This is a genomic window from Ruegeria sp. CDSA021, from assembly GCF_059612325.1.
Map to the genome: position 1 here is coordinate 79,771 of NZ_JBXWQJ010000014.1, position 22,362 is coordinate 102,132.

A 22,362-nucleotide genomic window follows, 5' to 3' on the forward strand; every position below is an offset into this window, starting at 1 on the left:
TATGCTGGACGAAGGAGCAATCGCCAAACGCCGTCGCCGTAATCTGGTTCTCTTACTTGCGCCCTTTACGCTAATGCTTGGGATCTTCTTCCTGATCCCACTGGGTATCATGATGGTTTACAGCTTTCTCGAACCTGGTCTTTACGGCGGTGTCGAATGGAAATGGTATCCATACAACTACGGCCGGATCATCGGCTGGCCGCTGAATGATTACGAAGTATTCGAACCGATCTACCTCCAGATTTTTCTGAACTCGGTCAAGATCGCAGTGCTTACAGTTATGGGAACTTTCGTGCTTTGCTACCCTGCAGCGTTCTGGGTCAGCCGGATGCAAGGTACAAAAAAGAATCTTGCTCTGTTCCTGATTACGTTGCCTTTCTTTGCGAACATGCTGGTGCGCATCTATGCTTGGTTGCTGCTGCTGCGCCCTTCGGGCTTCTTCAATACACTCCTGCAGTCAATGGGCATAATCGCAGAACCATTGGATATGCTTTTCACCAACTTCTCGGTGATTATCGGCATGGTCTATATTCTAACGCCTTTCATGTTCCTGCCGATCTACGCGAATGTCGAAAAGCTGGACTATTCGCTGGTGCGTGCATCGCAGGATCTTGGGGCAAATGCGTTGCAGACGTTCCGCCGCGTTATCTTGCCCCTAACCGCCCCAGGTATCATCGGCGGTTGCGTCATCGTGTTCATCCCCGCACTTGGTAACTTCATCGTGCCATCTTTCCTGGGCGGTTCGAAAGTGCAGATGACAGGTAACCTGATTGAAAGGTCGTTCCTTCAATCGCGAGACTGGCCATTCGGCGCGGCACTGGCGCTGCTGATCATGGCCGCAGTGGTGATACTGGTTGTCTACCAGATCAGCCGTCAGAACAAAGCTGAAGAGCAAGGGGTAAGCTGATGTTGGACAAAATTCTCAGTCATCCCATCTGGGGCAAGGTATTCAAAGGATACGGAGTTTTCTTTCTGGCCTTCCTGTACCTTCCTCTGGGTCTGATCTTTTTCTACTCGTTCAACTCGAACGCAATCAACATGGCTGTCTGGGAAGACTTCACACTTGACTGGTATCTGACGATTTTCGGCGGAGCCAGCTCCCAATCATCCTTTGATGCCGCATTCACGGAATCGCCAGAACGTATTTTCGAAGTTGTGAAACACAGCGCGATTGTTGCCTTGACGGCCAGTACGATCTCGACAATCATCGGCACCTCGACAGCTATTGCTCTCGCCCGATACAAGTTCGTCGGGAAACGCTTTTATCAAGCACTTCTGGTGTTGCCGATGATCGTGCCGGACATTGTTCTGGGAATTGCGCTGCTGATCTTCTTCGTCGGTGCTGGTTTCCATCTCAGTCTGCTAACCGTCATCATTGGCCACACGACATTCCTTTCCAGCTATGTTTTCGTGGTTGTCAGCGCGCGGCTTGCCGGAATGGATACCAGCCTTGAACAGGCCTCTGCTGACCTGGGTGCTGGGCCAATCACGACTTTTTGGAGAGTCACGCTGCCACAAATCATGCCCGGTGTTATCGGCGGCTTCCTTCTGGCCTTCATCATCTCGCTCGATGATGTCGTTATCACATATTTCATCGCGGGTGTCGGTTCTCAGACATTGCCGCTGTTTATTCTGGCGATGATGCGCCGTGGGCTTCGTCCACAGATCAACGCGTTAGCGGTACTGTTGCTGGCGTTCTCGTTCATCGTTGCCGCAGTGGGGCTGTATTTGCGCAGCCGGAAAAACTAACACCAATCTAAAACGACAAGGTAAAACAGAGGAGGATTTGACCATGTCCACGATGAGTAAGATCAAAACTATTTTGCTTGCATCAGCAGCAAGCCTGGGATTGAGCTCTGTCGCATCAGCAGAAGGCGAACTGAGCCTGTATAACTGGGGGGAATATATCAACCCGGAAATCATCGAGAGGTTCAGTGAGGAATATGATGTCGAAGTTACTCTCGACACCTATTCAACCAACGAAGAGATGTTGGCGCGCATCCAAGCAGGCGCAACCGGATATGACCTGATTTGGCCCTCGGTCCATATGCATGACATCATGCAAAAAATTGGTCTGTTGCAGCCGACCGGTGTAAATCAAATGCCCGGTTTCGAGAATATCGATCCCGGTTCCATCCGCTCCAAAGAAGATCCCACCGCAGAATATTGCCTTCCCTATGCGTGGGGTGCCGTGGGTATCTTCTATAACAAGGAACTGATCCCCGAGCTGACCTCGTGGCAGCAGTTCTTTGACTATGCGGCAGCCAATCCGGGCAAAGTCACCATGCTGGATGACCTGCGTGAAACCATCGGCGTCGGCCTGATCATGAACGGCGCTTCGGTCAACTCGACCGATGCTGACGAAGTGAAAGCGGCGGAACAGTTCATATTGGAGCAAAAGCCAAATATCGGTGCGTTTCGTTATGACGTTATCCCGCTGGTTACCTCCGGGGATATGGCAGCGTCGCACTGGTATGTCGGTGCGGTCCTGAATGCGAACCAGAATCCGGATCTCCTTGGCTTTATAATTCCAGAAGAAGGCGCCACCATGTACCAGGAAGACATTTGTCTTCTGGCATCGGCACCCAACCCGGATAACGCTAAGCTGTTCCTGCAATTCATGATGCGGCCCGAAATCTCGGCAATGAACACAGAACGACTGACGAATGGGTCGGTGAACACTGCTGCGATTGAACTGCTGCCCGAAGAGCTTAAAGGACATCCGGCCGTTAACCCGCCGGTAGAAGTTCGGGAAAAGCTGCAGATCTTTGACGATCTTGGCCGCGACCTCAGGGTCTATACCCGCTCTTGGGATCGCATCAAAACTCAATAAACTCTCCCTGAACTGCTGGGGCGTATTGCGCCTCAGCTTTTTTCAAAATGTGACTTAGCTCATGGCCAGATACAAAATCGCAGACACCGACCTTCAGTTCGCCCGGGAATTCATGGCTGAACCGATTGGTTATCACAGCCCCGGATTGCAACGTGTCCTCAACCGGATGCGAGGCACATACTGGGATTTCAAGTATGTACTGGTCGTAAAGGAACGTTACGCACTCTGGCAACTTGGCAAGCTACCCAATGCACGCGGGAGCAAAGTTGAACTCATTGACGGCGCTGAATTCACGGATTTGATCGACGCGGAACGCAATATCTTCAAGCGGCGATGGAAAGATCTGACAGGTCACGACCTGGATCAACTGCTCAATTCCAACGCCTGAACGGACTAAACCATGCTACCTATTGTCGGATACACAAATCATCTCACCGTCGCCCCGGGCGAAAGCCTTGATGTCATGGTGTCGTCATTTGGCGCAAAGAAATATGCCGCTGATTTCCGCCGCATCATCCAAGGTGATACAAACCCAGAAGGTCCCGGATACAAGGATGAGCTGATCCCGGTTGATCTGGGTGGCGAAAGAGAAGCCATTGCAAAGCCCTTCAAGCCAGGATCCTGTGTAATCGTTCTCGGGCAAGGTATCTTCAAAAAACTGACCGATTTCACACTTGCAGCGGTTATCAAACCAACGCTGACGCAGGGCGCACGACGTTGCGTTATCTCTCTGCCCGGTCTGGCCTCAATGGTCATCGATGCGGACGGACATCTGACCGGTGAAATTGCCTCATCCGAACAGGTTGTGTTGCGATCGGAAAAACTGGTGGCACCGGATCAATGGCATCTGGTTTGCCTAAGCTATGACAGTCGCACCAATCACCTGACCCTTTCGCTATTGACCGATCGCGATTCCGCCAGCCTGCCCGCTGACCCCGACACTCAGACAGCTGTTCTGAAAGGGCCGCATGGCCTGACCAGCGACGAATGTGTGATCGCTGCAAATCGCGACGCAAATGGCGAACTGACGGCTTTCTTCGAAGGTAAGATCGACCGTCCCGCAATTTTCGGCGATGTCATCGACCCTGCCCGGCTTATGAATCTTCTGGCTGACTTCCAGCAGTTGGAACGCCAGCGAAACCTGATCGCAGCGTGGGACTTCTCTCGCAAGATGAAGACCATGACGATCTGCGATGTCTCGCCCTACAGGCTGGACGGAACAATCCACAACGCGCCAACACGCGCCATGACCGGTTGGTTGTGGAAAGGTCAGGAACTGGACTGGAACAAGCGCCCCGAGCTTTATTCGGCCATCCATTTCCATGCCACCGACATGTATGATGCGGGTTGGAGTGTCGATTTCTCTCTGACTATCCCGGACGATCTGAAAAGCGGCGTCTATGCCGTGCGTCTTGTTCCCGATGGGGATGAGGACTCCGCTTATTACTGTGTTTTCACTGTCCGGCCACCGCGCAACAAAGCATCGGGCAATACCGTCGCCTTCCTGTTCCCCACATGCAGCTATATGGCCTATGCCAACCACCGGCTAGGAATGGACGTGCCCGGCACTGAGATTGGCATGGGTCGCGCGGTCGAACTGGACCGGCATCATATGTTCCTGCAGGACAACCCGGAAATCGGCTTCTCGGTTTACGAAACCCATAACGACAGCAGCGGCGTGTTCCATACCTCTCGGCTGCGGCCCATCGTTGACATGCAGCCCAAGGTGAAATCTTTCCTTGGTGGTCTTGGCTCGAACATTTGGCAGTTCAATGCGGATACGCATATCTTGGGTTGGCTGGACCATATCGGTCAGGATTATGATGTCATCACGGATGAGGACGTTCACGCCGAAGGATTGCGCCTTTTGGAACGCTATAACGTGATCCTGACCGGCAGCCATCCTGAATACTATACCGCCAACATGGTCAGTGGCCTGCAAAGCTTCACCGATCGCGGTGGCAGGCTGATGTATCTGGGCGGCAACGGATTCTATTGGGTCGTCAGCTTCAACGAAGATATGCCCGGCATCATGGAGTGCCGCAGATCCGAGGCCGGCATTCGCCCCTGGGAACCGGGCCATGGCCAGTTCTATCACGCATTTACCGGTGAATATGGCGGCCTCTGGCGCCGCAATGGCCGCCCGCCCAACCACCTTTGCGGTGTTGGCATGACCTCGCAGGGCTTTGACATTTCCGAGCCTTATGTTGTCAGCCCCGAGGCGAAAAACCCGCGTGCGGAGTTTGTCTTTGAGGGGATCGACAGGCCGGTGATCGGAGACTTCGGACTGGCAGGCGGCGGCGCAGCCGGGCTTGAGGTTGATCGTGCCGACGCGGATCAGGGTACGCCCGATCACGCGCTGGTTCTGGCATCGTCAACGCGCCATACTGACATTTACCTGATGACGCCTGAGGACCTTCTGGACCCGACTCCGGATTGGTCTGGCACACAATGCGATATTATCAGATCAGACCTGACGTTTTTTGAGACGCCGGGGGGTGGCGCCGTTTTCTCGGTTGGCTCAATTGCCTGGCCGGGTTCCATGGCGTGGAACTCGTATGACAACGAGATCGCAAAGATGACAGAAAACGTCCTGAAACGGTTCAACGATCCGGTTCCATTCGAAATGCCCTAGATGCGCTGGGAAAAGGCCGGGCTTCAGGAAGCTTTGCCAATAGGTGGGTTGAGTGTATCGTTGACCAACAATGCCCGCAGGTCGGGCGGAATTGGGGGATACGCGTATGGAGCCTTTGCCCATTTACGCTGATCTGGTCTATCAGTCTTCTGAGTTTGCTCAGGCGTCACGCATGGAAGAATGGCGCAGTTCAATGTCCGAAGCCTATTACACGCTGGACATATTGGAGGACAAACATCAGGCGCTCGATGCAAAGATCGAGGTCGTCAACCTCTCGGATGTCAACATATCCAGGTTTCGCAGTACCCCGGCAAAAGGCTTTCGCTCACGCTCAGATATTGGCCGGGATACGGTCGAATATTTCGTTTTCGTTTTCGTCACCGAAGGCGAGATGTTCTTCAATCAACTGGCGCGTTGTGGGTCGTTGAGTCCCGGGCAATACGTCATGCTGCGTTCTGGTGAACCCTATGAGTTGTCTTGTGTAAGTGCCAGCCGGGCCATTACCCTGCATCTGCCCGTAACTGACGTTGAAGACCGATATAAGCTTGCACACCTGCATTGCGCGCGGGCCTTTAACAGCGATCCCGTCTTGTTTCCCATGGTTGCATCAGTAATGCGTTCAATTGGTGCGGTGCCTATCGCATCACGGGAAGTCCTTTGTCAGGATCTCCGCCGACAGGTGCTTGAACTTATTCTCCTGTTGCTGCGTACGGAACGTATGCAAGCAAAAATCGAAGGATCTGCCGGGCTGGATGGCCTGCTCGTCCGTCTCATCGGCTACATCGAACAGAACTATATGAACTCTGACTTGTCGGCACGTCAGACTGCAGACAAACTTGGAATATCCATTTCACATCTGCATCGCGTGTTCAGCAATTACAACCTGACGTTTGGAACGACAGTGCGTAACACTCGATTGGCGCACTCTTACGAAATGCTGCGCTCGTCCGAAGCGATTGGAAACACGGTCAGCGAAGTTGCTTACAAAGTGGGTTTTCTCGACCATTCTCATTTCTCTAGATCATTCAAAGCAGCCTATGGGCTCAGCCCCAGCGATGTTCAATATGCCGTTCGAAAACACTTGTGAACGCCGTTCCGGGTCATCGGAGAGTCTTGAACAAGATCTATGAGACTCTGATCATAACCTCTGTCCATTACGCTCTCTACACTTCCTGACTAACTCGGAAGTTTAGGAGAAAAGCCGATGGCGACCGGTTTGGTCTATCATGAAATATGCATGTGGCACGATGCGGGGAATGTCAGTTCCTTTGTCCCGGCGGGTCTGGAAGTGCAACCGGATCGACACGCGGAAGAGCCGGAAACCAAGCGCCGTATTCGCAACCTGCTTGATGTCAGCGGGCTGATTGATCAACTCACCCTGCTAAAGCCGGAACCGGCTGATGTTTCGCAAATCGCGCGTGTACATCCCCAGCAATATATTGAGCGTATCCGGGAAAAGAGCTGTTCTGGCGGTGGAGAAGTCGGGCTGAATACGTTTATCGGCAATCAAGGCTTCGACATCGCACGCATCTCGACCGGTGGCGCAATTTCAATCATGGATGCGGTGTTGAATGGGCAGGTCAAAAATGGCTACGCGCTGGTGCGCCCGCCGGGACATCACGCCCGCCCGGACGAGGCGATGGGGTTTTGCATTTTCGCGAATGCATCAATTGCCATTCGGGAGATGCAGCAAAAACATCAGCTGGACCGCATCGCTATCGTGGATTGGGATGCCCATCACGGTAACGGCGCCGAGGAGATCTTTTATGATGACCCATCAGTGCTTACGATTTCTCTGCATCAGGACAATCTGTTCCCGCTTGAGTCCGGTCCAATGTCGGCAACAGGCGAGGGCCGCGGGGACGGCTACAACGTTAACCTTCCCCTGCCACCGGGCTCGGGGCGGGGTGCCTACGAAGCTGCATTTGAACAGGTCGTTATTCCCGCCCTTAGTGCCTATAAGCCGCAATTAATTGTTGTCTGCAGTGGTTTTGACGCCTGCGGGCTCGACCCTCTGGCGCGACAAATGCTTCACAGCAGTGTCTACACATCCATGACGCAGCAGCTGATGGATTGCGCGGACGATCTTTGTCAGGGCAAAATTGCGATGTTGCATGAAGGGGGGTATTCGCGTGCCCTAGCGCCCTATTGCGGCCTTGCCGTGATGGAGACCCTTTCGGGCATTCGCACAAACATCACCGATCCGTTCGATGAATATGTCGCCGCCTTTGGTGGGCAAGGCCTGCAACCACACCAAGAAGCGATCATTTCTGATGCGCGCAACCTCGTCAAAAAACTGAGATAACATAAACATGCCAAAGGGAGGCACTCATGAACTTTGACCAATTGCTCCAGAACCCCGAAGCGAAGGACCACAAATCTGCGATCACAAGGCGCAGCTTCCTTCGAAAGATCGCAACAACGGGTGCCGCAGCGATCGCTGCTTCGAATCTGCCGTTCGGGGCTCAGGCACAAGACACATCAACCCTGATATGGGCGAAGCCGCTGGAAACCACCATGCTTGATCCGCATACGTCTATCCTTGGATCCTCATGGCAAATGCTGCATCTGGTATATGACAGCCTGATCGACGTCGATGAAAACCTTCAGCCGATTCCAGCGATCGCAGAAAGCTGGGAACAGGAATCCGATACCAGTTACCTTTTCACCATCAGATCAGGTGTGAAATTCTCTGATGGATCAGATCTCACTGTCGCTGACGTGGTTGGAAGCCTGAAGCGCGTGCAAGACCCGGCGACAGGATCATGGTGGGTTCGCCCAATGGGTCGAATTGCGGATGTCGAAGCTGTTGGGGACAATCATGTCCGAGTCACCCTGCAGGAGCCGCACACACCTTTGATCGCTGCACTTGCCGCAACGATGACATCGATCCTGCCGATGTCACGGGTTGAAAGCGGTGAACTGGATGTTTCCAAAGAGATGCTGGGCAGCGGGCCCTACCGTGTGGTCTCTCATGTGCAAGACGACAATTGGGAATTGGAACGTAATCCTCACTACTATCAGGAAGGGTTGCCAAAGATTGACCGTATCGTGGTCAAGATCGTGCCTAGCGATACAACCCGGATCGCCCAATTGCGTGACGGTTCCGTCGATATCGCCAGTTTCGAAGCCAGCCCAGACGCACCGCTCTTACTGCGTGGCATCGACAATGTTGAGGTGAATGTTGAAGACGTCACAAATTACTATTTTCTGGGTCTCAATGCGGTTTGGGATCAATCACCATTCCGAGACGTCAGACTGCGCCAAGCCGTTGCACTGACTCTCGACCGCGATTTGATCGCCAATATTGCCTTGGGTGGCGCCGGACAACCAACGGCCGTTATGGCCCCGGCCTACGGCGTGTGTGACACGGATCAACTGCCTAACTTCAGGCAAGATCTTGATCGAGCCAGGAAACTGGTTGAGGAATCCGGTCATGACGGGCTGAGCTTTGAACTGCTTGTACGCAATATTCCCGCGGATATTCAAATGGCGCAGGTCATCGCGCAGGGTGTGGCCCAAATCGGTTTGACGGCAAATATTGCTGTTGTCGACGAAGGTATCTGGGTACAGCGCGCCTGGATTGACAATCCAAGCCAATTCGAAGCGATGATATCTTGGTATGCAGGTTATGCAGACCCAGCAATTTCCACGCTTTGGTGGAATCCGGGCGTCGCCGGGTTCACTGCCGGGCACGTTGAGAACAACGATGAATTGAACGCACTGATCGACGCCGCATATCAAACCGGAGGAGAGGCCCGTGGCGCGGTTCTGCAGGATCTTTGTGCCATGATCGACGAGACAGCCAACGTCATTCCACTTGTGACGCGTCAGGATACAATTGCCTATCGCAAGGACAAGTTGAACGCGAAGCTCGCGCATCTTGAGGGTTATGTCCACACGCTGCGCAATGTCGAAACATTCGAGCTGAACTGAATCAAATGACGCAGCTTCTCAAATTCGTCGTTTTCAAGGTCGGCAGTGCACTGCTGACCCTGCTGGGAGTGTCAATGTTCATCTTCCTGGCCATTCATATGTTGCCCGGAAGCTTTGAAGACGTATTGGCCCCTCGTGGCCCCGAGGAGCTGCGCCAACAAATTGCCGAAAAATTCGGCCTCGATCGCCCCCTGCCGATCCAATATGTCAAATGGCTGGGTGCGCTTTCTACCGGAGATCTGGGAAACTCGCTGATCACACAACATCCGATTGTCGACAGTTTCGCACAACGCGTGCCAGTGACCATCGAGCTGGCAATTCTGGCCACCATTACCTCTGCCCTGATCGGCATCCCACTTGGGTTGTGGTCCGGTCTGGCACACCGTCGGCCAGCTGTTTCGGGCATCAGCCGCGTCCTTGGCAGTTTCATCATGAGCGTGCCAGATTTCGTGATCGCGAGCTTCTTCCTTTTCCTATTCTCGCGCTATTCACTTGGGCTGACCGTGGGCCAGTGGGTGCCCTTCAGCGAAGATCCGTCTGGCCATATCAAGTCGGTTGCTTTGCCAGCACTCACACTTTCAGCGGTAGGCATCGGCCTGTTTATCTCGACAACACGGAATGCTGTTATCAACGTTTTGTCGAAAGACTATATCATGGCCGCCCTGGCCCGAGGTGAAGCGCCCAGAGATATCGTGCAAGGACATATTCTGCGCAATATCTCAAACCCGCTAGTGACGACGCTTTCGATCTATCTGGCTTACTTAATCGGCGGCGCAATTATCGTCGAATACATCTACTCGGTTCCTGGTATTGGGCGTTTCCTGGTCCAAGGATTGCTAAATCGGGACTATCCCATCGTTCAGGCCACCGTGCTGGTTATCGCCTGTGCTGTTGTATTCATCAACATGTCTGCGGATATCGCCTACGGGTTGATTGATCCGCGCCTGCGCAGAGGGTGACAAATGACACTTCGTTCACTGACTCATCACTGGTTGGAATACCACCGTGCGGACAAACTGGCAGGATTTGCATCTATCCTTCTTGTCAGTCTTTTACTGCTCGCGCTTCTGGCCCCGCTCCTTCCCCTGGACCCTCCGGACAAAGTGGCCGCCTACCCGCGCCTGTCACCGCCATCGCGCGATCTTCTGTTTGGATCTGACAACCTTGGCCGCAACGTATTGTCCCGTATTTTTCAAGGCATTCAGGTAACCATCCTCTTGTCGACCACTGCGGTCCTGTGCTCGTCGCTCGTCGGGGTGGTGATCGGCCTGATCTCAGCCTATTCCGGAAAGGTGCTGGATGAAATCATCAGTCGCTTTTCTGATATTGTCTTTTCTTTCCCCGCCGTTCTGATGGGCTTGCTCATCACGGCTATTGTCGGCCCCGGTGAGTTGGCGGCTATCTGTGCGATCATCCTCGTGACCCTTCCTCCCATGGTCCGGGTTGTGCGAGCAGCCGCCATGGAGATCACCGGGGCCGACTTTGTGATCATTGCGAAGCTGGCTGGCGCTTCTCCAGCCCGGCAATTGCTGTTTCACATCCTTCCTAACATTGCCGTTCCGGTCGTGACTCAGGTCGCCTATTCGATCTCTGTCGGAATGCTCGTGGAAAGTGCGCTCAGCTTCCTTGGGTTGGGGTCTCAGCCACCCGCCGCCTCGCTCGGTTCGCTCTTGCGCGAAGGGAGCGTTTACATCACCATCGCGCCATGGCTGGTGTTTGGCCCTGCCATCTTCCTCGTCCTCGCCATCTGGAGCGTCAACCTCATTGGGGAAGGGTTGCGAGTCTTCTTCGATCCTGTCCGTGCACGCAGCCTTGAGGATTAATGATGACCGATCTGCTTGATATCGAAAACCTGACTGTTTCCTACAAAACCAAAGCTGACACGGTTACCGCGCTTTTAAACGTGTCTTTGTCTATGAACCGCGGGGAAGTGTTCGGAATTGTCGGCGAAAGCGGCTGTGGCAAATCCACCTTCTCGTCGGTTCTTGGCAAGCTGCTGGGTCCTGCTGGGCAGATTGAAACGGGCAAGGTGCAACTTGACGGGCAGGATGTTCTGTCGCTTTCCGGCAAGGCGCTGCAAAGCTATCGCGCGACAAGTATCGCACATGTTTTTCAGGACCCGATGAGTGTCTTGGACCCAACAAAAACAATTGGTCGGCAGTTTCGGCGCTTGTATGGCAGTTCCGATTGGCATGAACAGTCTGTCAACGCGCTGGCGCATGTCGGGCTTGAAGACCATCGCCGGGTGTTGGCAAGCTACCCGCACCAACTGTCTGGCGGCATGGCGCAACGGGCCGTCATCGCGATGGCTCTCATACGAAAACCGAAACTGTTGATTGCGGATGAACCGACCGCTGCCCTGGACGCATCAGTACGCCGAAATGTCATGGATCTGCTGACGACATGGTGTACGGAAATCGGTGCCGCGATGATCATCATCAGCCACGATATCCCTGTGATTGCACGATATTGCGATCGTATCGGTGTAATGTATGCCGGACGGTTCGTAGAAATCGCACCGGCCGCGCTGTTCATGGACGCCCCGCAACATCCATATGCCAAAGCGCTATTGAACTCAGAACCTGGTCACGAAGGTGAGGACGGCGTTCTGGAAAGCCTTAAGGGCGCCCCACCGCTTTCGATTTCCAGAGACCGCACATGTGCCTTTGCCGATCGGTGTGCCTTTTGCGCGGAAAAGTGCCTTGGTGATATCCCGCCTCTGCGGGATACCCAAAATGGATGGGTCGCTTGTTTTCAGGCTGGCAATGTTCAGCAAGGACAAAGATCATGAGCAACGTCATTTCCATAAAAGATTCCTGTGTTGAATTTCGCTCGGGCCCGCCCTGGGCGCCCGCTACAGTCAATGCGCTAAAGGATGTCAGCCTGGACATACATCCCGGTGAAATCGTCGGCGTGGTTGGCGAGTCCGGCTCTGGGAAAACGACATTGGGGCGTGCCTGCCTAGGCCTGCAACCTTTGACATCCGGATCTATCGAGTTTTGCGGAAAATCATTCAGCCAGTTGAGCAGAGCGCAACTCAGAGGACAGTTCGCGGCAGTTTTGCAGAACCCCAGAATGTCACTCAACCCTGCACTGAAAGTTGCGACTTCCGTGGCAGAACCCTTAAGAATAAACCGCAACCCATCGGGTGGTGACTTGCGCATGCAAGTAGATCAAATGTTGGAACGTGTCGGATTGGCCAGCGGTGTCGGCGATCGTTTTCCCAACGAGCTTTCCGGGGGACAACGACAACGTGTCTCCATCGCGCGTGCCCTTATCACAGATCCAAAGTTTATCCTCTTCGACGAGGCGGTCAGCGCGCTCGATGTGTCCGTTCAGGCTCAAATCTTGAACCTTCTGAAGGAACTGCAGAAAAGCGTGGGGTTTTCAGCACTTTTCATTTCCCATGACCTTGCCGCCACCAGATATGTTTGTGATCAAATCGTGGTTCTTTATCACGGTGAAATCATGGAAAAATGCGACAGGGCCCGACTGTATCGCCGTGCAAGTCACCCCTATACCCAGCGTTTACAGCAGGCCAGCGGCCTGATTGAATAAGCTGGGCAGCCGAAGCAATATCAACTGAACTCTCTACGGGTTGTTCTGCTTGGAAGCCCGCGAATTCGAGCTAATACTTATAGACTGCAGCGACCCGGATTGCCGCTGCTGTTTCCGAGGGCGCCTGCCTTAATCAAACATACATAAAGGTGACGTACAGCTTTCAAAAACGCATCAAAAATTGTTATATTGACGGTGAAATTCAAAAAAGAAAACACGTATATGATAATCGACAGTTCCACCAGCGATCTACAGCTACGACTTGCACGCAAGATTGTCAGGCGTATTCATGAAGGCTCCTTGAATTACGGCGACCATCTTCGAGAGGTCGAGCTTTCAAAAGAGTTTGCGGTTTCTCGAACACCGTTGAGGGCTGCATTGGATTATCTTCGGAAACTGGGGCTGGTGGAAAAGCGAACCAACCGCGGGTTCTTTGTTTCCGCAAGGAAAGAAGATTGTACCACCCTGCTTGAAGATTTGCCCAAAACGGATGACGAACAGGTAAAGGAGATCATTGCGAAAGACTGGTTTGAAGGGAACATTAGCAAAGAAGTTTCAGAAGGTGAAATTCGCAATAAGTACAGTCTGGGACGGCTGACCGCTCAACGCATTCTGAACAATCTCTCTGACGATGGAGTAATTTCCCGGTTACCCGGTTACGGCTGGCAGTTTGAACCGACATTGAACTCGTCAAAAGCGCATGACGAAAGCTATGATTTCAGAATGATACTGGAACCCGAGGCGATTTGCAGTTCCGAATTTGTGTTTGAAAATTCATCCGCTGAAATTCTTCGTGAAAGACACTACAGAACGCTAGATGCCGATGAAAGAAACCTGAATGCTGCAAACCTTTTTCGGCTGGATGAAGATTTTCACAATTTCATCGCGTCCTGTTCGCATAACCGGTTTATCATACAGTCCATCAAGCAACAAAACCGACTGCGTAGGCTTCTGGAATACAACTCGTTGGTAAACACTGGGCGGCTCAAAGAATCTTGTGAAGAACATATTGCAATCTTGGATCGCCTAGCTGCACGCGAATACAAAAAAGCAGCTGAAGCGATGAAGCTTCATTTGCAAAAGGCTAAAGACGCGGGACCTGACTTTCTTAGCTAGGATCAGGACGCTTTGATCTCGGTCTGGTTGCGTGATCCATCGCTCAAAAAATGAGCGGTAACATGTCTGATCTTTTATCGGCTGAGGCATACGCCGATGGCGCGTCTGAAGCCTATCTCTCTAATTCCCACGGCAAGCCACATTTTGTTGACCGCCGTGTTCGGAATGGGATTATCTTCAGTATTCGGACACGCAAAATGAACAAAGTGAAAGGCGTCATTCCAGATCGGTTCCGTTGCAAACTTTTGGCCATTGACGCTTTCGGAATTAACGAGTGAATGACTGTCGGTCATACCAAGTCGAAAGCCAGCTCATGATTTCCTTCAAAGGCGCACAGTATCCGAAAGATGTGATCCTATTCGCAGTATTCTTCTACGTTCGATACGGTGTTTCCTACCGCGATCTGGAAGAGATCATGGCGGAGCGAGGTGTTTCGGTGGACCACACCACGCTAAATCGTTGGGTGGCACGGTACTCTGGCGCCATTGCTGAAGCAGCGCGTAGGCGCAAAGGACCATGCGACCGCTCCTGGCGAATGGACGAAACCTATATTAAAGTAAAGGGATCATGGGTTTACCTCTACCGGGCGGTCGATAAACACGGCAAAACTCTCGATTTCATGCTCTCACAACGTCGAAACAAACCGGCTGCTACAAAGTTCTTCGCCAGGATGCTGGAGGTCAACGGGATTCCGCGAAAGATCGTCATCGACAAAAGTGGCGCCAATACTGCCGGCATTAAGGCGATCAACAAAATGCTCAAGGGCTTTGGTTGTCCGATCCCGATCGAGATGGTGAGGCGGAAGTACCTCAATAACATCGTCGAACAGGACCATCGTTTCATCAAGAGACGCATCCGGCCAATGCTGGGGTTCAAGGCTTTCGCCTCAGCAGCAACAACGTTGGACGGAATTGAAGTGGCGCACATGATCCGCAAAGGTCAACTCACAACTGGACTCTGTCCGTTTCGTCAGTTCGTAGAACTTGCCTCCTAAACCTGCTGCTACAGCGCGTTCACTTCTTCCAATCGAAACTTCGCAACGGAACCGCAACACGCCGGTAAAAGTTTGCGACACAACCCCTAAATTTTGCACTATTACAATCCATTAACCCACACTATACGCATTAATTTCAGTTTTTAAGCGTTATTCAGGGCGCATTCCCAAATCACTATTACACCCGATAAGTATCCCTTATCAGGAGTATTTGATTTTCCCGGGAAATGGGCTCAGAATAGCTGCCATGACAGCCCCTGCCCCTTATCTTCCCGCGTCAACCCCTGCCCTCTCCGAGGCCGATCAGGAGGCGCTCACCGATCTTTACATCCGTGGCACGCCTGCCAATACGCTGCGGGCCTATGAACGCGACCTGCTCTATATCACCGCCTGGAAGGCTGCCCGGTTCAGCGCCACGTTGGGCTGGCCCGAATCTGAGGCCACCGCCCTCGCCTTCATTCTCGATCACGCCCGCGATCTGGGTGATGCGCCCGATGAGGATATTGCGCGTCAAACCGCGGAGGTGCTGATTGCGCAGGGGCTGCGCAAATCCCTCGCCTGCCCTGCCCCTTCGACGCTGGACCGGCGCATCGCCTCCTGGTTGGCCTTTCATCGAATGAAGAACCTGACCAGCCCTTTCGGTGCGCCGCAGGTGAAGCAGGCCCGCGCCAAGGCGCGGCGAGCTGCGGCCCGGCCACCGGCTCCGAAATCGCAACACCCGATAACGCGGGACGTGCTGGAACAGTTGTTGGCCACCTGTCGGGGGTCCCGGCGGGATTGCCGCGACCGCGCCATCTTGATGCTGGGTTGGGCTTCGGGCGGACGGCGGCGTTCCGAGATCACTGCTCTGATGCGCGAGGATGTCTCTCTCAAAGAGTTCGACGAGAAAGGACTGGTTTGGATTTCACTGCTGGAGACCAAGACGACAACCAAAGGTGAAACGCCGCGGCTGGTGCTGAAGGGCCGCGCCGCACAGGCGTTGGTGCATTGGATCGAGGTCGGGCAGATCACGGATGGAGCGCTGTTTCGACCGGTCTCAAAAGCCGATCGAGTGTTGAAGCGCCGCCTGTCCCCGGATGCGATCTACCAGATCATCAGACACCGATTGAAACTGGCGGGCCTGCCAGAGGATTTTGCGTCGCCGCACGGGCTGCGCTCGGGCTTCCTGACCCAGGCGGCCCTGGACGGTGCCCCAATCCAAGCCGCAATGCGCCTCTCGTTGCACCGCTCGATGGCCCAGGCGCAAAAGTATTACGACGATGTGGACATCGCGGATAACCCGGCGACTGATCTATTGGGGTGAGCACATACTGCCTACTTAAAGAATTCCCAGCTTGAGGGAAACTCCGGCTGCTGTGCCTATGTCTTGTTTCCTGTCGCATCCGTTAACGTGGCCAGCGCGGAAACATGTCGCGGTAGGTCGCAGCGGGAATGCAGGATATCGACTATGATCACCGCGTCAGGCTGATCCAGGTAGACTAGGAAGTGCTCTCCCGCCCGTACATATCTGAGATCAGCTGCCTCCTCTACCAATATAGAACAGCTGCGGCTGGCCGCCCTGCCCTCCGTGATGGCCTGACAGCGCGCTATCAGTTCTTGTTCATAAAGATCGGCTTGATGCCGTCCAAACTTGTCGATGGTCCATCGGGCAATTTCCACCAGGCTGGCTTCAGCATGGCGTGTCAGTCGAAAGGGTTTGGTCACGCTTTGGTTCGTGCCCTTGCAAAGGCACGACGGATCGCATCCGGACCGCCGCCTTCTGCCAGATCTCCTGCCTGAGCCTGGGCTACGCCCTCCTGCAGGCCTTGTCTGAGAGACACCAGTCCCGCCTCTTCCCGCTCCAGAAGACGAAGACCGGCGCGCAACGCTTCACTGGCGTTCTGATAGCGACCAGATGCAACCAGATTCTGCACCAGTTGATCCTGCGTTTCTGTAAGTACGACATTGCGGGTTACCATGGCATGAACCTCCTGATTGGCAATATATGCCAACGAAGGTACTTGTTCAACAATTGAAGTTTCCACACCCGGTAGTTTAATCAAACCGTTCTTATTGCCGGCCTGACAGAGCAAATAAGTGCTCACCGCCGTGGCAGGGTTAACCATCACCCCTACGCTTTCGCAAATTCCAAACACAGGGCCGACCTCCTTGCCCCGAACACCGCCCATCCGATTACCCGTGATATTCTCGAACAACAGATGGTCACCATTCAAGGTTCGTGCCGGGACAGCCGTGACCAGATCATCCTGTTACTGGGCTGACCTCGGGTAGATGGCAGCGTTCGGTGATCGGCGGGATTTTTTTGGAGGATGTGTCGCTGAAGGAATTCGACGAGAATGACCTAATTTTGCTGTCGCCGCTGGTAGTCGAGGCCACCCAAAAGGGCGAGGCTTCACGGTTGGTGCGCAAAGGTCGCGCAGCTAGGCCGCTGGCGCGTTGGATCGAAGTGGGTCAGGTCGAGGACAGCCCCCTGTTTCACACGGTCTCGAAATCTGGCTGGATATGGAAACGCCACCTCAACCCGGGCGCCATAGCCCAGATCGTCAAACACCGACTGAAGGTGACAGGACTACCGAAGGATTATGCCTCACCGCTTTGGCTGCGCTCGGGCTTCCTGACCCAAGCCGCGCAGGACGGCGCACCGCTCAAGACCGGTTTGCACCTATCGCACTGGCTCAGAAATGCTATGACGGCGTCGATATCGCCCAGAACCCGGCTGCGGATTTGTTGGGGTGTGATTCAACCAATCAGCTCAACTAACCCCCTACCCTTCCCTGATACCCTTCTTACAACGCACCTCGCTCATTCATGACACAGCCTTCGGCAGGACATGCTCCACTCAAAGCGGAGCATTTAGAGAAGTTTCACGCGCATGCCTGATTGATTTGCGGAAGATCCACCTCTGATTTGAGAGCCCACAATTCTCTTCTACCGGGTTTACAACTGTAAACCACCCTGCTCTGATACAAAGCGCATGTAGTCTGCCGGTCAGCGCAGCCCACAATATAGGCGAAAATTCTTGACTTAGGGCAGTGAATCACGGCTGTTTGTCTCAAGTGGCGCGAAAATGACCACATTCTTTAATTTGAGGCAACTACATGATTCCCGTGACACCACTTACGGCAGATCGACCATCGGCACTCGCCACGGAAATTTCCGAGAGATTGAACTCGGCTATCCGAGAGCATCTTCTTGCTGCCTTTGCACCTGACAACACAAAATCACTACGCACATTCGCAGCACCAGAAGCGGCCGAACTTTTGGGCGTCTCGGGTCAATTCATGCGCAAGGTCCACTCAGAAGGTACAATTCCTGAACCAAAAGACGTGCGAAGCGGTCGACGTTACTATACTGCGCAAGAGCTTTGGGAAGCACGTGAAACGCTTGAGAAGACCTCGCGCAAACAAGGACGCTACATCCCTCGCCGGACGGAAGGAGAGAAACTTCAAGTCTGGCAGTTGATGAACTTCAAAGGCGGTAGCAGCAAAAGCACTACAACAATTCATCTGGCTCATTTTTTCGCGCTTCGCGGATACCGTGTGCTGGCCGTTGACCTAGACCCCCAAGGCTCGCTTACATCCATGTGCGGCATCAGCCCTGAAATCGAGTTCGATGGGCTAACTATATACGATGCCATTCGCTATGAAGACCCGGTTAATATGGCAGATGTCGTGCTTCCGACATATTTCCCCGGATTGTCTGTGGCACCGTCACGGCTTGTTCTTTCTGAATTTGAGACGGAATCCGCCGTCCACTCTAACCCTGACCATCCGTTTTTTACGAGAATACGGAATGCTCTGGCCCAAGTGGAAGACGATTTTGACCTTGTTCTTATTGATAGTCCACCACAACTCGGGTTCCTAACCATCGCGGGGATGGCTGCCGCCAGTTCTTTGCTCGTGCCCTTAACACCTTCTATGTTGGACGTGTCTTCGACAGCTCAATTTCTCGAACTTGCTGGTGCTTATATGGCTGTCATTGAAGACGCCGGCGCCACTCTCGAATACGACAGCTTCAAGTTCCTTATAACACGTGACGAGCCAACAGACGTTCCATCTCAACAGCTGGCTTCATTCATGCGAGCACTGTTTCAGGACCGCGTTATGTCAGCAACGGCTCTGAAGAGCACTGCGATCAGTGACGCAACAATGCTCAAGCAGTCGATCTACGAGGTTGTGCGTTCGGAAATGACACGCGCAACCTATGACCGGGCAAAGAACTCAATGGATGCGATCGGCTCTGAGGTAGAGCAAATGATCCACCAAGCATGGGGACGTAGCTAATGGCTAGAAAATCTCTTCAAGAAATGTCGGGTATAGCGAGCACGATTGCACGTTCCGGATCTAAGACCGCAGACAGACCGGTAAGAGCCAACGCCCCTGCTCTCGGTGCGCTTCAAGGATCCCTTGCCGCAATTAGGGAAATTGACCCATCTCTCATAGACGATTGGGGACCGATTGATCGGCTTGGTGAGTTTACAGCTGTAAACCCTGATGAAGATGACGACAGCTTTGAGAGTTTGAAATCGAGCATCCAAGACGGCGGTCAACAAGTACCCATCCTCGTTCGGAAGTCGAAAACCGAAGGTCGTTACGAGGCGATTTATGGGAGGAGAAGGCTCAAAGCATGTCGTGAGCTCAAAATCAAAGTTCGCGCCAATGTTCAAGATATCGACGATGCGTCGGCGCTCCTTGCCAAAGGCCTTGAAAACGCAGCGAGGCGCAACCTGTCCTTCTACGAAAAAGCTCGCTTTGCGGAAGCAATTCAGACCGCTGGGCATGATACAGCCACGGTGAAACGAGTTCTGAACCTGTCAGCATCAGGATTGTCCCACCTTACTAAGGTCACGCAAAACGTTCCTTTTGAGGTCGGAGAAATGATCGGCGCAGCTCCAAAGTCAGGCCGCCCGAAGTGGACTGCACTTGCTGAGCACTTCTTGGCAGGCAAGCTGACAATTGACGACGCAACGGACTTGCTTCAAGCCGTCGAGCCATCGGTTTCCTCAGATGACCGGCTGGAAACCCTACTTAAAGCGGCCGCAAAACGTGGTGCCCGACAAAAGGACGGCGTTGGTGAAACCAGCCCCATTGATGGCGTGACTATCAAGTCCGGCAGCGGGTCTCTTACATTGTCAGTTAGAAAGACAGGTTCGAACGCGGATTTTGCTGAGTGGTTGGACAAAAATCTGACGAAAATCATCAAGAGAACACACGCCGAATTTACAGCTGTAAACAACAAGCAAAATAACTGAGGACGAGCAGAAAGGAGGAAGGCAAGCAAAGAAAAACCCCCGAAACCGGAGCTTCGAGGGCCGCTGCGCTAAGCGCAATTCTTAGATTAGACACCTAGAATCTAGCAGTCCCCGAATCGCCATACAAGAAAAAACGCTCCTGAGCGAACGGGTATTTTTTGTCTGCTGACATAAACTCATGAAAACAGTGACAGCAATGGCTCCGTCAGGAGCAACCTTGTCGAGCGCGACAGGGCAGGGGACTTATACGCCCAAGAAATGGATTCTTCTTCGAGCCGTTGAAGAGGCGAGAGAGTCGCTTGGGCTGAAGTCCACTTCTCTCAACGTCCTAAGAGCAATGATTTCCTTTTTGCAAGGAGATCAGATTTCAGTCGATCAGGATGATGAGCATATCTGCTTCGCATCCAACGCCGCGATTGCCAAACGAGCCCATGTCAGCGTTCCAACTGTTGAACGTCATATCTCGACTCTGGCCAAGCTTGGGATTGTCCGACGCGTAATGAGCTCAAATGGTAAACGTTGGGCACGCCGAGACCGACAGGGCAGGGTGGTCACAGCGACCGGTCTTTCCCTGATGCCATTGTCTGAAAGGCATGCTGAGTTCCTCCAGGAAGCCCAGAAGCATGCTGACCGCGTTCTCGAATTCACGTTACTCCGCGACAAGGTATCGGCCGCTCTGGCTCGTCTGAAAGAGCTTGTAGCAGACGATGGCTCTATCACAGATTTGATGACCTCCGTGCGCAATGCGCTGCGCCGCAAGCCGGATGCGCGTGTCCTCCGGAAACTTCTGGCTGAAATCTCTGTGGAAATCTCAGAGATAACACCGGCTCATACCGAAAAAATGAGGGCCTATGACCATAAAATTGAGGGGCACAAAGAGGACTCTTTGAATCCGATAGTTAAGAAAGGAAAACATTCTCAGGTTCAAGTTTCTCCAGATCAAATGGAGCGCAGCTTTCCACGTTTGTGCTCGGAACTTCGCCTTGCCCGGGATCAGTCACATTGTGACCGGCTTATGGACGATATCGCCGAGTACTTACGATTTGGTCAGACCTGGTATGCTATGAAATCGACACATGGCCCAGCTCTCCGTTTCATGGTGCTTGGATATATCTTTCAACGAGCTGAGAACATAAAATCTCACCAAGCTTATTTGATCTCACTGATCTCGAAAATCGATCGGGGAGATATGCAACCAACCACATTGTTGGCGCATAGTTCAAAAGTCCGCGGAAGTGCAGGCCATACCCATGATATCTCCTCACGCTCATGAGTTCAGAACAATAGGTGCAGTACATGCCATCGGTCTATTGTGAATATAATGGCAATGTATTACATTGTACTACAATACGGAAACAGGTGATTGCGATGAGTACCAGCCCATATTCAATCCGTCTCGATGAAGACCTGAGAAAGACCCTGGAACGGGAAGCTGCAATCGAAGATCGACCGCCTGCACAACTCGCCGTACGGGCAATTAGAATGATGTTAGAATCCAAAGCCGCTAAACGTGCAGCCATTGATGCGGCTGTTGAAAAAGCAGACCAAGGCAAGTTCATCACGGCAGACGAAATGAATGCCTGGATAGACAGCTGGGATACCGAGAATGAACTTTCGGCTCCGGTAGCAAGCGGGCAATCCAATAGCCAATGAAGATAGTATTTCTCGAAGATACGGCCCGGGACATTCAATGGTTCCGTTACTACTTCACGTCAGTTTTTCCTGAAGGCAGCGAAAGGGCACGAGCTCAGCTCAAAGCCATTCAGCTTACTCTTGCAGCCAACCCTTATGCAGGTCACTCAAGTGACACACGCCAAGACATACGGGAGCTTTCAGTGCCGCGAACCCCATTCACGCTGATCTATCGTGTAATGCCCACCCAGATAGAAATTCTGCGTCTCTGGGATACCCGCCAAGGCGCGGATTACTGAAACCAGGGTTTGAATACTGGTGGTATATAGCGAGCGGGGTAGGGGGCAAGCAACCGAACCTGTTTTGTTATTCGACCTCTAGCTTCTGCACAGACGGCGGATTCCGGA

At 53.1% G+C, this 22,362-nt stretch carries 24 protein-coding genes; 22 read left to right on the forward strand and 2 right to left on the reverse strand.

Annotation, left to right across the window (positions count from 1 at the left end; all coding sequences use genetic code 11):
• Window position 1 precedes the first annotated feature (1 nt).
• From AC2FLD_RS17635 to AC2FLD_RS17710, 16 genes are all read left to right on the forward strand, one after another.
• Window positions 2-907: an ABC transporter permease gene (locus AC2FLD_RS17635; RefSeq protein WP_496671746.1), complete on the forward strand. Its 906-nt coding sequence runs from the start codon at window positions 2-4 to the stop codon at window positions 905-907.
• Entirely contained in the window at window positions 907-1,749 is an 843-nt protein-coding gene (locus AC2FLD_RS17640) for an ABC transporter permease (RefSeq protein ID WP_496671743.1), read from the forward strand. Before AC2FLD_RS17635 ends, AC2FLD_RS17640 begins: the two co-directional genes overlap by 1 nt.
• 43 nt (window positions 1,750-1,792) lie before the next feature.
• Entirely contained in the window at window positions 1,793-2,833 is a 1,041-nt protein-coding gene (locus AC2FLD_RS17645) for an ABC transporter substrate-binding protein (protein WP_496671741.1), read from the forward strand.
• A gap of 61 nt (window positions 2,834-2,894) precedes the next feature.
• Window positions 2,895-3,221: a N,N-dimethylformamidase alpha subunit family protein gene (locus AC2FLD_RS17650; protein ID WP_496671739.1), complete on the forward strand. Its 327-nt coding sequence runs from the start codon at window positions 2,895-2,897 to the stop codon at window positions 3,219-3,221.
• A 12-nt stretch (window positions 3,222-3,233) separates the two neighbouring features.
• Window positions 3,234-5,468, forward strand: coding sequence for a N,N-dimethylformamidase beta subunit family domain-containing protein (locus AC2FLD_RS17655; protein ID WP_496671736.1), 2,235 nt, complete (start codon window positions 3,234-3,236; stop codon window positions 5,466-5,468).
• Window positions 5,469-5,640: 172 nt separating this feature from the next.
• On the forward strand, window positions 5,641-6,555 hold the full coding sequence (locus AC2FLD_RS17660; protein ID WP_496671734.1) for a helix-turn-helix domain-containing protein: 915 nt from the start codon (window positions 5,641-5,643) through the stop codon (window positions 6,553-6,555).
• A gap of 117 nt (window positions 6,556-6,672) precedes the next feature.
• Window positions 6,673-7,773, forward strand: a complete 1,101-nt coding sequence (locus AC2FLD_RS17665; protein WP_496671731.1) for a class II histone deacetylase — start codon at window positions 6,673-6,675, stop codon at window positions 7,771-7,773.
• A gap of 26 nt (window positions 7,774-7,799) precedes the next feature.
• Window positions 7,800-9,404: an ABC transporter substrate-binding protein gene (locus tag AC2FLD_RS17670; RefSeq protein WP_496671728.1), complete on the forward strand. Its 1,605-nt coding sequence runs from the start codon at window positions 7,800-7,802 to the stop codon at window positions 9,402-9,404.
• A 5-nt stretch (window positions 9,405-9,409) separates the two neighbouring features.
• Window positions 9,410-10,363, forward strand: coding sequence for an ABC transporter permease (locus AC2FLD_RS17675; protein ID WP_496671725.1), 954 nt, complete (start codon window positions 9,410-9,412; stop codon window positions 10,361-10,363).
• A gap of 3 nt (window positions 10,364-10,366) precedes the next feature.
• Complete coding sequence (locus tag AC2FLD_RS17680; RefSeq protein ID WP_496671722.1) at window positions 10,367-11,227, forward strand: ABC transporter permease; 861 nt, start codon at window positions 10,367-10,369, stop codon at window positions 11,225-11,227.
• A gap of 2 nt (window positions 11,228-11,229) precedes the next feature.
• Entirely contained in the window at window positions 11,230-12,195 is a 966-nt protein-coding gene (locus AC2FLD_RS17685; protein ID WP_496671719.1) for an ABC transporter ATP-binding protein, read from the forward strand.
• Window positions 12,192-12,962, forward strand: a complete 771-nt coding sequence (locus AC2FLD_RS17690; RefSeq protein ID WP_496671716.1) for an ABC transporter ATP-binding protein — start codon at window positions 12,192-12,194, stop codon at window positions 12,960-12,962. The genes AC2FLD_RS17685 and AC2FLD_RS17690 overlap by 4 nt, the downstream gene beginning before the upstream one ends.
• Before the next feature lie 195 nt (window positions 12,963-13,157).
• On the forward strand, window positions 13,158-14,078 hold the full coding sequence (locus tag AC2FLD_RS17695; RefSeq protein WP_496671896.1) for a GntR family transcriptional regulator: 921 nt from the start codon (window positions 13,158-13,160) through the stop codon (window positions 14,076-14,078).
• Between the two features lie 62 nt (window positions 14,079-14,140).
• On the forward strand, window positions 14,141-14,356 hold the full coding sequence (locus AC2FLD_RS17700) for a hypothetical protein (RefSeq protein ID WP_496671713.1): 216 nt from the start codon (window positions 14,141-14,143) through the stop codon (window positions 14,354-14,356).
• Window positions 14,357-14,391: 35 nt separating this feature from the next.
• Window positions 14,392-15,072: an IS6 family transposase gene (locus AC2FLD_RS17705; RefSeq protein ID WP_496671711.1), complete on the forward strand. Its 681-nt coding sequence runs from the start codon at window positions 14,392-14,394 to the stop codon at window positions 15,070-15,072.
• Window positions 15,073-15,319: 247 nt separating this feature from the next.
• Window positions 15,320-16,375: a tyrosine-type recombinase/integrase gene (locus tag AC2FLD_RS17710; RefSeq protein ID WP_496671708.1), complete on the forward strand. Its 1,056-nt coding sequence runs from the start codon at window positions 15,320-15,322 to the stop codon at window positions 16,373-16,375.
• A 56-nt stretch (window positions 16,376-16,431) separates the two neighbouring features.
• Here the strand turns inward: AC2FLD_RS17710 and AC2FLD_RS17715 are convergent, their stop codons facing one another.
• Entirely contained in the window at window positions 16,432-16,776 is a 345-nt protein-coding gene (locus AC2FLD_RS17715) for a type II toxin-antitoxin system RelE/ParE family toxin (protein WP_496671705.1), read from the reverse strand.
• Complete coding sequence (locus AC2FLD_RS17720) at window positions 16,773-17,030, reverse strand: type II toxin-antitoxin system ParD family antitoxin (protein ID WP_496671893.1); 258 nt, start codon at window positions 17,028-17,030, stop codon at window positions 16,773-16,775. Before AC2FLD_RS17720 ends, AC2FLD_RS17715 begins: the two co-directional genes overlap by 4 nt.
• A gap of 326 nt (window positions 17,031-17,356) precedes the next feature.
• Here AC2FLD_RS17720 and AC2FLD_RS17725 point away from each other — a divergent pair, with 326 nt between their 5' ends.
• The 6 genes from AC2FLD_RS17725 (at window position 17,357) to AC2FLD_RS17750 (ending at window position 22,254) form a co-directional block, all read left to right on the forward strand.
• Window positions 17,357-17,884 (forward strand): site-specific integrase, encoded by a 528-nt coding sequence (locus AC2FLD_RS17725; RefSeq protein ID WP_496671703.1) that lies wholly within the window; start codon window positions 17,357-17,359, stop codon window positions 17,882-17,884.
• Window positions 17,885-18,170: 286 nt separating this feature from the next.
• The gene (gene repA, locus AC2FLD_RS17730; protein WP_037317392.1) at window positions 18,171-19,355 is read left to right on the forward strand and encodes a plasmid partitioning protein RepA; all 1,185 of its coding nucleotides are present in this window, start codon (window positions 18,171-18,173) and stop codon (window positions 19,353-19,355) included.
• Complete coding sequence (gene repB, locus AC2FLD_RS17735; protein ID WP_496671700.1) at window positions 19,355-20,323, forward strand: plasmid partitioning protein RepB; 969 nt, start codon at window positions 19,355-19,357, stop codon at window positions 20,321-20,323. The genes repA and repB overlap by 1 nt, the downstream gene beginning before the upstream one ends.
• Before the next feature lie 178 nt (window positions 20,324-20,501).
• On the forward strand, window positions 20,502-21,596 hold the full coding sequence (locus tag AC2FLD_RS17740; protein ID WP_496671697.1) for a helix-turn-helix domain-containing protein: 1,095 nt from the start codon (window positions 20,502-20,504) through the stop codon (window positions 21,594-21,596).
• Window positions 21,597-21,619: 23 nt separating this feature from the next.
• Entirely contained in the window at window positions 21,620-21,976 is a 357-nt protein-coding gene (locus AC2FLD_RS17745) for a CopG family ribbon-helix-helix protein (RefSeq protein ID WP_496671694.1), read from the forward strand.
• Window positions 21,973-22,254 (forward strand): type II toxin-antitoxin system RelE/ParE family toxin, encoded by a 282-nt coding sequence (locus AC2FLD_RS17750; protein WP_496671692.1) that lies wholly within the window; start codon window positions 21,973-21,975, stop codon window positions 22,252-22,254. The genes AC2FLD_RS17745 and AC2FLD_RS17750 overlap by 4 nt, the downstream gene beginning before the upstream one ends.
• Window positions 22,255-22,362 lie beyond the last annotated feature (108 nt).